Raw genomic sequence first — 16,246 nt, 5'->3', positions numbered from 1 at the left:
CTTATGCTTCTTCGATACAAATTGCGATGTCTTTCACTTCGTAAATACGCAGACCATCTTTGCTTAGGTTTGCGTCGCCAACGATGATGCGTTTGCCGTCTTCGTCTTTGATTGCAGTGATGTGTACATCCAGTGACATCTGTTTGTTCAGAGGGTTAATCTGACCACGGTATTTCCATTTCACTTCAGATTGGATTTGACCAAATTTCGGATTGTGGAAGCCAGCGCCAAGGTCTTTGTTTAGCGCGTAGGTTTGCATCAGTTCGATGATCGCTTCGACACCTAGAGAGCCTGGCATTACCGGATCTTGATGGAAGTGGAACTGGAAGAACCAATCGCTTGGGTCAATTGTACGCTCAGCGTATAGGTAACCCAGACCGTCTTTACCACCATCGCTGGTGATCTGCACGGTATCGATAAAGTTCAAACGACCTCCAGCCAGTTGGTAGTGCTCTTGCACTTCACCAGTAGCAGAAACGGGCGCATTGAAGTAACGCGTCGTTTTGTCTAGTAGGTTGATGTTTACATCCGGCGTGCGGTTGTTATCAACGTGCCAAGGGTGAGTTACTTTACCGTTATCTAAACCAAGCTGGTCTTTCAGTGCTGCGCCCTTGAAGTAACCAAATACCGCTGTACCTTGGTAGAACGGCACGCCGTCAGTGCTCAGTTCGAAGCTGAAGCTCTGTACGATGTTGGTGCCCATCATTACTGTTGAAAGCAGACGAGAATCGTTGGTAATTGTTTTGCCACGCAAGTCGACGTTACGCAGCATTTTGCCGCTGCCATCTAGGTTGCGGAAAAACAGTTCTTCACCTGGGAAGCCCAGTGTTGTGCCCATGTAGCCAGAGATAAAGCCGTTTGGCTGCAGTGAAATCTCCATCAACACCGAGTAAGGCATTAAGGTGTGGTGGCTGTTTTCATCAAAGAACCATGCATTTTCTGGCACTTCGTATTCAGCGATACACGATGAAGGCTTCTTGAAGTCGCCACGCTTACCGTCGATCTCAACAACACGAGTAGTGAGCTGTAGGTCGCCACACGGAGTACGTGGTGGAATCATGCCACGGTAGATAGAGAAATCAGGACCGAAACATTTCTCGATATCGCCAGTCGCGAATTCGAACATATGGTATGGCGTGAACGGAACCGTATCGGGTGTGCGGTTCGGGTAATCAGGAGTCACCGGCGCTTCAACGTGTTGAAGAGGAACGACACCTTTGTTTGGTGCAGTTTCTAGGTCTTCAATTTGAGCCATCAATGGCGCATTTGCTGAAGCTTGTTGGTTCACTGCTGGTGTATGGCCCAAGCTTTTATGGTCCAAGTTTTCGATAGCAGGGGTCGCGACAGCTGTTTCTAAAGAAGGCAGATAACGAGTACATTCGTCGTCTTCTTTGATCATCACACCCAAGTTTTGGAAATCAACAATCACTTTGCCGTTCAGTAAAATATCGATGTTAGCTTTCGCGTATGGGCGAGGGCTTAGACCAATCTCAGTCACTTCCATGCGGTAAGTCAGCTCTGCCGATTGTGGTAGCACTTGTCCACGACAACGTACTTGTTGAGGCGCATTTTCAAGCGGTTGGAAACGACCATTTTGAACAAGCGTATGCATGCCAAGGTGCATCATAAAGAATTGCAGCAGTTGACCACAACCCTCTGCCATCAAAGAACCAGCCATTACTGAGTCATCTTTGAAGTGACAAGGGAAGTACCAGTGTTCAGGCTCTAGTTGTTTATGACCTTCAATCAGACCAAGTCCCCATGTGCCGCCTTGCGGTTCAACACGGCTAACCTTTTCGATCATCATGAACTTCTCTGAGCTGAAGCATAGAGAAGGCTGGTGGCTATTGGATTGGTGAGTTGGGCCAAAACACTCTGCAATGTTGGCAGTCAGTAGATGACGCAATTCTTGGTGGTTAAACTGCGTTTTAGGGCAGTGCAACATAGGGTCGAAGCGTTGCTTAGTTGCAAGCTTACGAGCCTTGATTTCATCTTCAGTGTGAATCACACCTTTGCCGTCTGCTAGCTCTTCATCAGTGAAGAAGCCTGCACAACCGTTATCCATTTTCAGGATCATCTTGTTGCCAACGAAACATTCGTACGAGAAGAAGAACAGCAGCGTGTCGCCATTACGAGCAAAGCTGTTGATTGAGATATCGTAACGCAGCGTATCGCCACCACGAGGCAAGTCACCAAGGAAAGTCAGCGTACAATCAAGCAGGCGATAAACTCGCTCGCCTTTGTTTTCAAAATCGATACCTAAGTAGCTGATCAGCATTAGGTCGCATTGACCAGATTCTACCGCCACTGCCCAAGGGATCTGACCATCAACAAGATACGGCGCATCAACTGGGATGTCGTATTCGGTGGTCATGGTGCTTGGCTTGTACTCGTTGACTGTCGCGTTGAGCTTAGTCACACGAGATACCAATAGGTAATCGGTGGTTGGTAAACGAACGCGGCGCGAGTAGCTATCGATGATCGCGTAATCAGGGCCAAATACGTTTGCAATATCACCTTCAGCGTATTCAACCAGATCATCGTAATCCCAGATACATGGCTTACGGATAGGTTTTACTGGTGCTGGCGTCGCAAGTACGTTGACTGGCACTGACTGAACCTGAGCCGGTTGAGCTTGCCCAGGCTGAGCTGACGTTTGTTGACCATTCGTTTGTTGAGAAAGGGCATTGCTATCTAAACCAGACGTAATTGCGTTTAACTGTGCTTTCAATAGTGCATCAGCCATTTGCATGCCTTGGGCACGAGTGTGCAGGAATGCTATGTGTACTTGCTGCGCTGCTTGTTGGTTTTGAGCAAAAGCTTGGCTGTGTGGTGTTACAGACGGCTGTAATGCTGCATCCGTATTAGCGTCGATTTGAGACGCGCCATTTTTAGCGGATAGGACATGAGTCATATTGCTGTGGTTACCTGTTAGCTGACTGTGGCGAGTTGGCGCCAGAGTAGGGGATACTGATGTAGGAGTTTCGATGATTGGCTCTACCGCGTTTTGCGCTAATGCTTTCTTCTCTAACTCTTTTTGTGCAAGAGCTGCTTGAATGCTTGCAGTCGTTGGAATCGACGCCACTCTTGCTGCTTGTTTACCAGAAGCTTTCTGTTGAATCGTTGCCAAGTTGGTTACTGGGGTTTGGGCAATATGTTGATAGATATCGCGACCACCAAGAGTCACTTGTTTAACCAATTGACGTTTAGCATCGCTCGCCAGTTCATTGCTTAAACGAACAGAAAGTGATTGAGATTCAACACTCGATTGGCTTAGTAGCAGCTGTGAACATTGTCCTTCGCTGATGTTGGCAACAATCGCGCTCTTAGAACTGACATTCGGATTCAGAGGTGCAAGGTTCAGGTTGAGCAGACCGTGTAGCAGGCTTGCCATACCAGAAGCAGCAGAGCAATGACCCACACGTTGACTTGCTTGAGTAGTCTTTGTGTTCCCTAAACTTAGAGACGAAAACTGATGAGATGAAGATTCTGGTGCATGGTTAAGCTCAAGCAGAGAAACATCGTTCGAGCTCATACCGACTTGAGTCAGTAACTCATCAACAACGGCGTTGTTACGCTCGTTTGAACCAAACGCTAATGCGTTGATGCTGCCGTAAGCCGCATCTTGGTTGCTCGCTACTTGGTTTTCTTCAACAAGAACAATCGCACCTGCGCCTTCACCGACATTCCAACTGCCATCTTGCAGCTGTCCGAATTTTGGAGCTAGCGTCACTGGGCTTACGCTGTTCTTCAGAATCACATGTTCTGCACTGCCGCTAAGGTCAACGGCTGCAATCACGACTGCGTCCATGGATTCTTGCGACATCAAGTTTTGTGCAACATCAATACAACGAGCAACCGACTGTTCAGCAGCTGAAATCGTAAAGGCAGGGCCATTAAAGTCCCACAATGAAGAGATACGCGAAGCCATGATATTGCCGATGAAACTGGTGTATTGGTTCAGCTTGGCTGCGTCCATCACACTGTCCATCGCGATGGTTTCTAGCGATTGGTATTCGTCTTGTGTTAGCTCAATACCCATGTTGGCAAAGCTGTCAACCAGTTGGCTATGCAGGTTTACGCGTCCACGGAATTGGTGCATCTCAAGCTCTGTTTCCATCGCAACGAGTACTGCAACCTTTTGGCCTGCTACAAGCTTGGCATCTTTGATGGCTTCGTCTGCAACTTTCATCAGTAGCAACTGCTGAGAGATCAAACGGTCATCTTCGTTTGGCGGCACTTTGAAGCGCAGGAAGTCGAGATCGAATTGATCGATGTACGCTCCATTTGGAATACCGTGTAAACCAAACTGATTCAGTAGTTCTGGATGTTGGTCTAAGCCTTTCCAGCGTTTCTTAGGCAAAGCAATGAAAGCATCGTTGTTGGTTTCAATCGCAGTGCTCAGCGCGTTGATACTTTGCAGAGAACCGAAGTGAGACGCGAGGCCAGTAATGCTTAAATTAGACGGCTGTAGGCTTGGAGACGCTGACTCTAAAGTCTGGTTTACATGACTGGTGTCAGAATATGCTTCAAGCAGTAAGTGAGCGTTACAACCACCGAAACCAAATACAGAAACGCCCGCACAGCGCTCTGGGTTGCCCGCTTTACTTGGCCAAGGTTGAACCTGTGTTGGCAGAGTCTGTGAGCCAAATAAACCTTCTGGCGACGATAGTGGCTTGTCTAAGTTAATACTTGGAGGAAGCACGCCTTCTTTCATCGCAAAGATCATCTTCATGATCCCCGGCATACCCGCCGCAGTCAGCAAGTGACCGAGGTTGGACTTCGCAGAGCCAATTAATGGCGGGTTAGAACCATTCAATTTGTCAGCAAAGAAACGCTCCATTGAGGTTAACTCAACCTTGTCACCTAATGGTGTGCCGGTTGCGTGACACTCAATCACTTCGATGCTGTCTGGGGTTAGGTTTGATGCCTCGTAAGCGCGTTCAAAGGCTTGTACTTGTCCTTTGCTATTTGGGCTTAATACGAACTGGCCACGGCCATCGTTCGACAAGCCAATACCGCTAACGACTGCGTAGATGTTGTCGCCATCTCGCTCTGCATCAGCTAAGCGTTTTAGGACTAAAACACCGGCACCTTCGCCAGCAAATAGACCTTTACTATTGCTATCAAACGGAACCGAAACACCGTGGTCAGGGTAAGCGTGGAAGATGGAGAAACCCATGTTGATAAAGAATGGGTCAGCACCGGATACCGCGCCTGCCAACATCATGTCGGCTTTGCCCGTGTTCAAGTAATCACACGCTAACTTCAATGAATACACTGAGCTTGCACATGCCGCATCTAGGCTAAGTTGCACGTTGCCTAAACCTAGCGCATCAGCCACTAACTTCGAGGCGTTGTGTGCTGCAGCACCATTGATCGGATTAAGGTCTTGCGCGGTTTCATTGGTTGGTAGCAGTGAAAACTGGTCATTAGCCAATTTAGCTTGTAGTGCCTTTTCGACCACCGAGTGATACATCGGCAGAAACAGGTCGTTTGAACGTGTGGTTGGGAACGAAAGGGCACCCATGATCACGCCTGTACGCTCTAAAACATCGGCATTTAAATCAATGCCGGCGTCAACTAACGCCTTACGACTGGTATCCAAAGCCCATAGGAAACTCTGGTCAACACCGTTGAATGATTCTGCTGTCAAGCGGTAGCCATTGCTGTCGAAATTGAAGTTTTCGATGTAGCCGCCTTTATCACAGTAAAAGCGGTCTGACTCACCTTGCACGCCCTGATAGCTTTCAGGTTCAGCACCTAATTTTTCAGCGCTTAATGTGGTTCGAGAATCTTTTTTATCCAGCAAGTTTTGCCAAAAGTCTTTTGGCGTATCAGCTTCTGGGTATTGGTTAGCAATACCGACAATCGCGATCTTATTGCACTTCACTTGCTGCTTATTCTGAGCCTGATATTTATATTGAGATGGTTTCGATTGAGAACTCATACTAGCTCTCCTTGATGATTCACTGCGCTGCCTTGAGACACACCACTTAATTGCTTAGCTGCGGTGATCTGTTGTTCTAGCCCTTGGATAAGAGGCTCGACAGACAATGGGATTTGATGAGTAATGAGCTGACCAATGCATTTGATGAGCGTGACAACATCGTCACCGCCTTTGGCATTGGAAGCGATTGTGCAGTATTGGTCTGCTACGTTGTCGCTACGATTGATCTTGTCGATCAATGTGCTGGTTTGACGATCGGCACCCACTTCGACAAACAGACGCGCACCTTGTTGACGTGCGCTTTGGATCAACGCGGTGAAATCCAGCGTCGAACAGAAAGTGTCGGCAATCGAAAGGGCGATGCTGTCGCTGTCGATATTGATTGGTGCGCCAGTCGGTAGACCTGCTGCGCTGATAAAGCGGATATGCTTTGGCAACTTGTCGAACAGTGGTTGCGTGTAAAAATCACGTACTTGGCTATGCTGGCTCAATGCTGGTGTGGTGTGCATTGCGGTAACACGATTCGCGGCAATGCCACGTTTACCCAGTTTTTTGAGTAGTGCACGACATGTGCTTTCACAACCTGCCAGTACGCAAGTGTCACCTTGGATGATGGCGAGATAAGCGCGTGGGAATTCTGGTAACAGAGCCTCAATCGCTTGTGTATCACTGCGAACCACAAAGCTATTCCATTGGATGCTTTCGTCGCTGTTTAGCTGCCAATCTTGACGTACTGCGGTGAGTTCACCAGAAATAGCCGTCGTGAAAATAGGGCTAGTTTGAGTCATCTCAATCAGCGCATGTGGTTTTTTCCAAACATTCAAGCTGGCCCACATGGAAGCTTCACCCTTGGAGTAACCCAAAGCGAAATCTGGCTGTACTTTGAATTCATCACATAGCAGTTGTGTTAATAGATAACTACTGCCCACACCTGCAATGGCTAATTCACTGAGTGACATTTCTTGCGAGTCTTCAGTGTAGGTTTTTTCAGCCTGCAGCATTTCTTTCAAGTCACCTTCTCGCTCTAAGCGGGCAAATAACTGTGGGAAATGGTGGTGAAATTCGCGCAACATACCGGGATAAACCGTGCCAACACCAGGGTAAACAAATGCAACACCACCTTTGCTTTGAGGCTTCGGTGAGAAACAACTGCCCGCAGGAGTTTTGTATTGGCTATTGTCAGCCATTACTTTTGGCAACGCATTTTCTAGCGCTGTGATCTCTTGCAATGCAGCCTCAATTGAGGCTGCTTGAATCACGATATTCGCGCCAAGGTCAACATTGTGTTGAGCGCTTTGGAAGTGGCTTAGGTTTGAAAGCATCAAGGTGGCGATAGCAAGCTCGCTGTCCGCCGAATCGCTAACGCATTTAAGCTCTGCTCTGAGTGAGGCTAGCTTAGAAACTAATTCAGCTTGGTCATTGCCAGAAACCACAAACATCAAACGCTCGCTCGATAGCAATGGCTTTGGTTCTTGCAAACCGGTCGCTTGAGTCAATATCAGGCTGGTGGATTTCTGGTTTTCTTCGCTGAAGGTTAACGCAGCAACACGTGCTTTGTTCGGCTCAGTGAACCAATAGTGGCTCGGTAATGAATAGCTCGGCAATGAACGGCTCGATATCGCATTAACCATATTCAACAATTCATCAAACTGCTGCGAAGCAGATAGGGTGGAGTATTGCTGTTGATGGCTTAAATCTGAAGCGGGGCGGCGTGACATCTCTAGAGCAAGCTGAACGCTATCTCCATTATCTAGATCGAGAGTTTCGGCAAAGCCCGCTAAATTCGCGTGTGGGTGGATCTTATTCTGAGCAGCGTTCAGCGCACTTAACATCAACAATGATGGTGAGTGAGAATCCAAACAGAGCTTAACAACATTACCTTGATTGACTGTCTCGATGGCGTGAGCAAGTGCTTGATTAAAATTGCCATCAACCACGACAGTAACAATCTCTGGAAGCGAAGGTGATAAGTCGGCAGAAAGCTCAGCCGCATTTGCTGGCTGAGCTAAAAGAGCGATGCGCAATGGCATCGCTTTATTAGTAGGAACAGTCACTATGACAATTGCTCCTTTTCTGGGTTCTTAGTCGCCTCTTTCTTCGACACTGCTGAGCTAGATTTTGGTAAAAATGCGTCATTTAAGCTCTTGCTGATGGTGACTTTCGCACCTTCCATTACCGCACTTAAACGACCATCTTGGTGGTAAAGCGAGATATCAGCCTGCAGTGAACGAGCCGTGCTTTTTATCACGCTCAGTTCTAGCCAACCTTGGTCACCATTGTGCATCGGTGCGTAACAAAAAAATTCACCAATTGCAGACGGTAGACTTGCCGCGCCGTACTTCAATCGAGCCCATACCAGCATTGCTTGCAACAGATAATCTTCAGCAAATGGTTGGCTATCGCCAAAGCCTTGCTTAGGAATAAATGATCCGCAGTCGCTGTTTTCAATCTGAGGCAACTGGCATTGAGCCAATAAGCCTAAGTCGTCAAAGCGTTCAACTGAGGTAATACCTTGTAATCTTGGTCCATGAAACAGAGTGCCGTCACTGTATAGAGCTTGTGCCGTTGTTACTGGTGTTGAAGAGTTAGCTTCAAAGCGTTTTGTCGACGCTTGTTGAACATCTTCAGACACTTGCACAGAGGCAACTTGCAACTGAGCTTGATACTGTGGTCGCCCTTGGCAGCTGATTACTGCTTTTAGCTGATCTTTTGATTTAGCGTCTGAAGACAAGACAAGCGTTAGCTCTTGCACTTCATCAGTATCAAAAATCACACCCTTAAGCAGTTTATAGTTGTGAACGCTAACGTTCACCCCTAACAGTTGCTCTGCTATTTCACGCATCCATTGGATAGCACACACTGTCGGTAACACTGGGTTACCGGCAATGCAGTGATCTTGAATGAAAGGTAATGCCTTCGGATCAAGATGACGTGTCACAGTGATGCTTGTATTCAGCGGACTCTTTGCAAGATGCACAGACTCCGCATTAAGCTTTTTTACAGCAGCTTCCTTGTTGTCAGAACCTTGCATGCTCGTGCCAACCAGCAGTTGAATGCCAGTTTCGTTTAGTAGTTGAGAACTAAATAGCTCTGCACCCGCCTGAAGAGGAATCACGTACACACCGCGCTCTGTGAACATACGTTTCAGTGCTGCGTTGACCATGCCACCGTCCCACGGTCCCCAGTTGAAGCTCATCACTTTCGCTTGAGGGTTACGTGCAGATAGTTGTAGAGCTGCTTTGTTTAGAATCTCGTTAGACATCGAGTAATCACTTTGGCCAGTGTTTCCGTAGAAACCCGCCGCCGAAGAGAACATCGCAATCAGTTTTAACTTACTGCTATCAAGACCACCAAGAACCGCTTCTAGTCCGCCCACTTTCGTGCCGTAAACCATGTTTAGCTCATCAAGCGTTTTGTCTTGAATGTGTTTGTCAGCCAGTACACCTGCACCGTGGATAAGACCTGTAATGTCGTCGAAGTTTACCAGTGTTTTCGCTACTGACTCATGGTTCGACACATCTAAGCTTAGGTATTCAGCGCTCGCGCCAATCTCGTTGAAAGCGGCAAGTGCTGCGTTGATTTCAAGGCTGCTCAATACCGGTTTTAGCAAGGTATCAACTTTCTTCGGCGTTGGTTTGTCACCTGTTGCTTGTAGGTGAGCGATAGCCGCTGGTTTTAGCTCTTTCTCTTGCTTGCCTTGTGCCCACTGAGGTAGCTCAGCTGAAGTAATATGCTTACTACGACCTGCAAGAATGAAGTGAGACTTACATTGCTTAGCAAGCGTCAGTGCACATTCAAACGTCACGCCTTTAGCGCCACCCGTCACCAGAACTTTGTCGCTCTTGGTGAGTTGAGCGCCTGTGTTTTTAGTTTGTGCAGCACCTGGTGTTGTCGCAATCAATGTTGCACGACCAGATTCACCGTTTTCCGCATGGCTAAGGCCGATTTCAACCGTGTTGGTATCGATATCGAACAGTTCGCCTGTGATAGCTTCAGCTAGGTGACGAGCATCAATAGAAGCGTCAGCATCCAATGCACGGCAGAATACGTTTGACCATTCATGGCTCAGTGTCTTAGTTAGACCAGATAGAGCCGCTTGGTTAAGTTCTGCATTCGCTAATCGCTTAGTATCTAGGTAACCAAAGCCACCATCGATACGGCTTAGTGTGAAGAACACGCTACGACCAGAAACCGCATTCAGTTGGCCATTTAGGTGCTTGGCGAATAAGAACGCTGTCGTCAGTGAAGCTCTTGAGTCTGCATTCAAGTTAACCGCTTGCTCGTTGCTTTGTTTAGCATCAACGATAGCTTGTAGGTGAATGAAGCCCGCAATCACTTTGTTCGACGTTTTAAGGTCTGCTTTGATGTCTTTAATAACCGCAGTTACACCAGCATCATCGACGCTGTTGAGTGTGTAGCTTGCGATTTCACTGTTTAAAGGTGACGCGGCAGAAAGAGCACTACGCACTACAGCAACTTGAATGCCGTTAGCGGTCAACTTTTCTGCTAGAACACCAGCGTTGTGACCATCATCTGTGATCACGACACAAGCGTCTTTTGAGAAACAATCGACGAGTTTATCTGCCGCTGGTAGCTTTTTTAGCGCTACCTCATTGTGTGGAGGAAGTTCCGCTGTCGCTGTTTCTGCGATAGGCGTTACTGATTCAGCTTTAGCAGTCGCTACAGGTGCAGCTACGGATAGCTTGCTTTGCATGTAGGTAACGATTTCACCAAGCGTACGACACTCAGCTAAGTCTTCAGGGTTTAGCTCTGGCAGCGTTGGTAGCTGGTCTTGAACTGTACCTAGGATCTCAACGCGTTTGATAGAGTCGATACCAAGGTCTGCTTCCATGTCCATCGCTAGGTCGAGCATTTCTGCGGGGTAGCCAGTTTTATCGGCAACCACTTCCATCATTGTTGATTGAACATGAGCAGGATTTAGGTCGTTACTTGCGCTTTCTACAGCGGCTGTAGCTGTTTCTGGAGCGACTGTCGCAGCTTCTGAGCTAGGAGCTAATTTGCTGTTCATGTAGTCAACGATTTCGCCAAGAGTACGACACTCAGCTAGATCTTCAGGGTTCAGCTCTGGCAATGTTGGTAGCTGGTCTTGAACTGTTCCAAGGATCTCAACACGTTTGATTGAGTCGATACCAAGGTCTGCTTCCATGTCCATTGCTAGGTCGAGCATTTCTGTTGGGTAGCCAGTTTTATCAGCCACTACGCTCAGCATTGTGCTTTGAACTTGTTCTGCGTTTAAACCGTTTGATACTGCTTGCGCTGGTGCAGATACTTGAGCTGCTGCTGGAGCAGAAGCCGGAAGCTTGCTGTTCATGTAGGCTACGATTTCGCCTAGAGTGCGACATTCAGCCAAGTCTTCAGGGTTTAGCTCTGGAAGAGTCGGTAGTTCGTCTTGAACCGTACCTAGAATTTCAACACGCTTGATTGAGTCGATACCAAGGTCAGCTTCCATGTCCATTGCTAGGTCTAGCATTTCAGTCGGGTAGCCCGTCTTCTCTGCTACCACTTCTAACATGGTTTTCTGAACGACAGCTGCATCTAAACCGCTAGCTGCTTGAACTGAAGTTGCTGCAGTTTGAGCGACTACAGGAGCAGAAGCCGGAAGCTTGCTGTTCATGTAAGCAACGATTTCGCCAAGAGTTCGACACTCAGCTAAGTCTTCAGGGTTTAGCTCTGGAAGAGTAGGCAGTTCATCTTGAACCGTACCAAGAATCTCAACACGCTTGATTGAATCGATACCAAGGTCTGCTTCCATATCCATTTCTAGATCAAGCATTTCCGTTGGGTAGCCTGTCTTCTCAGCAACCACTTCTAGCATGGTTTGTTGAACGACTTTCGCATCAAGACCGTTAGCGGCTTGAACAGGAGCAGTTGCGCTTGGCTGTGCTGCAACAGGCGCTGATACTGGCATCTTGCTGTTCATGTAAGTAACGATTTCACCAAGAGTACGACACTCAGCTAAATCTTCAGGGTTCAGCTCAGGTAGGTTTGGCATTTCGTCTTGAACGGTACCAAGAATCTCTACGCGTTTGATTGAGTCGATACCAAGGTCTGCTTCCATGTCCATTTCTAGATCAAGCATTTCCGTTGGGTAACCCGTTTTCTCGGCAACGACTTCCAGCATCACTTTTTCAGCGTCGGCTGTTTGTACTGCTACTGGTGCAGCCACAGGAGCTGGTTGCGCTTTAACTGGCACAGGCTGAGCTGCAACAGGTGCTGCTGCTTGAGCCGCTACTTGTGGTGCAGGAGCTGCTTTCTGTACTGGTGTAACTTGAACAGACTGAGCTTGAACTGGCGCGGCTTGTACAGCAGTCGCTTGTACTTGAGCTACAGGCTGTTGAACGATAGTTGTTGGAGTCGCTTGAATCGCTGGCTGAGCATTTACAGAAGCAACGAAGGTTGGTTGTGCCGTTTGTACTGAACCTTGCGTCAGCATATTAAGTGCTGAGTTGTTGCTGTGTGCTTGCATCTCTAGGTAATGAGCGTGAGCTTTTAGCGTTTCAGCTTGGTGCTGGTGGAACATTTCCATAGAACGCTGTAGGTTCTCAGGAATTGCTACGCCTGCTGTTGCCATTTTCGCTTGCTCAGACATTAGGGTGTTGAACGTGTCACCGTATTGCTGAGGAATCGCCAAGAATTGCTGATGTACTTCTGCTGCTTGTTGTTGAGCATTGAAGAACGATTGCAGTGAAGATTCATCAACTGTTACTTGAGCTGCTGGCTGAATAGTCGCTGGTGCAGGTTGCGCCATTTGAGGCTGCTGAGCTGCTGTTGCTACTTGCACACTTGGTGCTGTTGCAACTGACGGTTGTACATTTGAAGCTTGAGGAGCAGCAACAGGTACTTCAACGATTTCTCTTTTAATCACTTCTTTTTCCACGATTTTCTCGACTTCAACTTTCACTTCAACAATCTCAGTCTTTTCGGTGACGTTGCCCGAAGCTAATGATTGATCCATTTTCTTACGAGTAGCTGGGCTGATGTAGTTGGTTGCATTCAGCTTTATGTTCATTGGTGATGCCTTTGCAGGTTCAGCAATGTCAGCTTGGTAAGGGTCAATGTTGTCTAATGAAACACCTGCCACACACAGTTGAACCGCAGCTAAACGAAGCTGTTGGTCACTGTCGCCTTTAGGGCTTGGGTTGATGCTGATTGCGTAAAGTTCTTCGTTCTTATCAGCCAGTGTTTTTTCAACCAGCTTTTGAAGAATGTTTTTAGGACCGAACTCAACGAATACGCGCGCGCCGGCTTCATACATCGCTTCAATTTGTTCGCTGAAACGAACCGATTGCAGCATGTGCTGTTTGAATGCTTTCTTAATCGCTTTAGCGTCTTTGCTGTGCAGTTTGCCCGTTGCGTTTGAGTAAAGCGGCAGCGTTGGAGCGCTAAATGAAGCTTTATCAATTGCAGCTGCAAATGGCTTTTGAGCATGAGCAACAAGCGGGGTGTGGAAAGCACCAGATACTGGCAGAGCAATTGCTTTGAAGCCTTGCTCAGTTAGCGCTTGGGCTGCCTGCTGAACGGTTGCTGTTGGACCAGCAATAACCAATTGAGTCGGAGCGTTGTAGTTGGCAATGCTCACGCCTTCGAATTGGCTGATGCAGCTTTCAACGGCTGGAAGTTTGTCTGCGTCTAGAATGACCGCAAACATAGTACCGCTGTCGCCTTGTTCAGGTGTCGCCGCCATCGCATCGCCACGAGCGAAAGCTAGTTGGTAGTAATCGTCTTGCGAGATAACACCCGAAGCACATAGTGCGCTTAGTTCACCAAAGCTGTGGCCTGCAACCATGTCTGCTTTGAAGCCAGCTTGAGTCATGATGTCGAACTGACCCATAGACACAGTACCAATTGCACTTTGCGCATTGGCCGTGTTGGTTAACACCGCTTCTTGAGCTTTGGTTGCTTCTGGTGTGAAGGTTGGAATGGGGAATAGAATTTGGGACAGAGCCGTCTTCTTGTGCTGACCAAATACTTGGTCCGCTTGAGCAAGCTGTTGGCGCATCTCTGGGTAATGACAAGCAAGCTCGCGACCCATGTTGAGATATTGCGAACCTTGACCTGCAAATAGCGCTGCTACTTTACTAGTGCCGTTTTCAGCAATCAGTGCTGACTCACGGTAGCTAGTACCGTTTGGCATCTGCCAATGTGCTTTGGTTTGGCTCTCAAGCATAGGAATCGCTTGAGTCAGTTGCGCTTGAAGGTCTGCTTGGTCAGTTACAACTAAACCAAGACGAGCATGCTTAGCGTCAACTTCGCGTAGAGCGTGTTGCTCAGCAAGCGCTTCCAGTTTGAACGCTGCATCTGCAGTTTGAGTTGAAACCTGTTTAAGTTCATTGATCAGTGCTTGACGAGATTCTGCGCTGAATAACAGAGTTTGCGGCACTTGGCGTTGACGGTATTTGTCACCGCGAGTGTGCTCTGGTGTGTACTCTTCCAATACCACGTGGAAGTTAGTGCCACCAAAACCGAATGAGCTGATACCTGCACGGCGTGGTGTGCCGTCGACACGTTTCATCCAAGGGCGCGTTTGTGTGTTTAGGTAGAACGGCGAGTTTTCGATATCCAGTTTAGGATTCGGAGCCGATACGTTAATCGTTGGCGGCAGTACTTTGTGGTGCAGTGCTAAGGCAGCTTTGATTAAACCTGCAGTACCCGCGGTTGATTTAGTGTGACCAATTTGAGATTTCACAGAGCCTAACGCAATGTGTTGCTTCTCTTCATTGTTCTCACTGAATACCGAGTTTAAGCCACCAAATTCAGCAACATCGCCTGCTGCAGTACCTGTGCCGTGCGCTTCTAGTAGGCCAAGCGTGTGCGGTGCGAAACCTGCATCATCATAAGCACGTTTGAGTGCTTTTGCTTGTCCTTCAGGGCGAGGCGCGTAAATACTCTTGAACTTACCATCCGAAGAAGAACCGACACCTTTAATCACTGAGTAGATTCTGTCGCCGTCACGTTCAGCATCTTCAAGGCGCTTAAGAGCAACCATGCCGATGCCTTCACCAATCATCATGCCTTTTGAATCGATGTCGAAAGGTTGAATGGTTTCGTTTGTAGTGAATGCTGGGGTTTTAGAGAAGCTCATGTACATGGTTGGTGAGTTATCAGTACACACACCACCAGTGATCATCATTTCACTGCGGCCTTCAACCAGCTCGCTCAGTGCCATGCGCATTGCGGCTAGAGAACCTGCACACGCAGCATCTACTACACAGTTGATGCCACCAAGGTCAAAGCGGTTAGCAATACGACCTGAAATTACGTTACCTAATGAACCAGGGAATGAGTTCTCTTCCCAGTGGATGTATTGGTCTTGGAATTTTTTGATCAGCATTTCGCTGTCTTCGTCGTTGATGCCACTGCTCTTGAAGACTTTTTTCAAAACAGGGTATTGAAGACGAGCATTCAAGCTTTGAGCGATCTTCTGACCACCGCCTACACCGAGTGTAATACCGATCTTATCGCGATCGTAACCTTCAGGAAGTTTCGCATCTTCAAGTACTTCTTTTGCCACGATCAGAGAAAGCAGCTGTGACGTATCAGTCAGTTCTAGGATATTTGGCGGAAGGCCGAATTCCATAGGGTTGAAGTCAACTTCTGGGATGAAGCCACCGCGCTTACAGTAAGATTTGTCTGGCGTAGTACGATCTGAATCGTAGTAATCTTCTGGGCGCCAGTGTGTATCAGGCACTTCGGTAATTGCATCGATCTTTTCGCTGATCAAATCCCAGAATTTGTTTAGGTAGCGAGAGTTCGCAAACATGCTTGCCATACCAACGATAGCAATAGGCATGTCTTTAAGACGTTTATTAAGTCGAGTGTCGTCGACTGATTCCGGTGTATTTTTTTCGGGTTGGCTCATTATGAGTCTCCACTTGAAATCACTGAGGGCGATGTCGTGTTTTGAGGCTGCGCTTTTAATTGAATCGAAAATAAATCTGAAACAGATTTGGGCAAACGCAGCTGAAGAGTAAGGCTGCCGAAAGTTGGCCACCTGACTGAAATAGGGGGTGCGAAGTTCATTGACTTGCAGACGTTGAGAACGTGTTTCATGCGTGAAGGGGGTATTCGAATGTGAGGTTAATGTCCATTTAAATCCTGTCCAAAGTACTGCTTTATGCAAAGCAGGTATCCGCAATAAAAACGTGTGAATTTGTTTAATGGTTGAGCAGGCTACCCGAGGTGAGTGGCCGATACAATGCTCCCAGAGGCCACTATGATCTGTTCAGACCAGATGATTTTACTGAACTTTTGTTTTTTGTATTTTTAATGCAATTA

General features: G+C 47.6%; 3 protein-coding genes. All 3 read right to left on the bottom strand.

Translation table 11 applies throughout. The annotated features are described in order from the left end of the window. Nucleotide 1 precedes the first annotated feature (1 nt). The 3 genes from AB6D06_RS05640 to AB6D06_RS05630 are packed head-to-tail and all read right to left on the bottom strand — an operon-like array spanning nucleotide 2 to nucleotide 15,830. Entirely contained in the window at nucleotides 2-5,950 is a 5,949-nt protein-coding gene (locus tag AB6D06_RS05640) for a beta-ketoacyl synthase N-terminal-like domain-containing protein (RefSeq protein WP_372110015.1), read from the bottom strand. Continuing rightward, on the bottom strand, nucleotides 5,947-8,004 hold the full coding sequence (locus tag AB6D06_RS05635; RefSeq protein WP_372110014.1) for a PfaB family protein: 2,058 nt from the start codon (nucleotides 8,002-8,004) through the stop codon (nucleotides 5,947-5,949). Before AB6D06_RS05635 ends, AB6D06_RS05640 begins: the two co-directional genes overlap by 4 nt. Next, the gene (locus AB6D06_RS05630) at nucleotides 8,004-15,830 is read right to left on the bottom strand and encodes a phosphopantetheine-binding protein (protein ID WP_372110013.1); all 7,827 of its coding nucleotides are present in this window, start codon (nucleotides 15,828-15,830) and stop codon (nucleotides 8,004-8,006) included. Before AB6D06_RS05630 ends, AB6D06_RS05635 begins: the two co-directional genes overlap by 1 nt. Nucleotides 15,831-16,246 lie beyond the last annotated feature (416 nt).

It is taken from the genome of Vibrio sp. 10N.239.311.G01 (assembly GCF_041465805.1).
Lineage (GTDB): Bacteria > Pseudomonadota > Gammaproteobacteria > Enterobacterales > Vibrionaceae > Vibrio > Vibrio crassostreae_C.
This window is presented reverse-complemented; position numbering and strand designations above follow the sequence as displayed.

Bases quoted from the DNA above. Each gene is read 5' to 3' on its own strand.
- AB6D06_RS05640 (WP_372110015.1), bottom strand. From the start codon at position 5,950: ATGAGTTCTCAATCGAAACCATCTCAATATAAATATCAGGCTCAGAAT.
- AB6D06_RS05630 (WP_372110013.1), bottom strand. From the start codon at position 15,830: ATGAGCCAACCCGAAAAAAATACACCGGAATCAGTCGACGACACTCGA.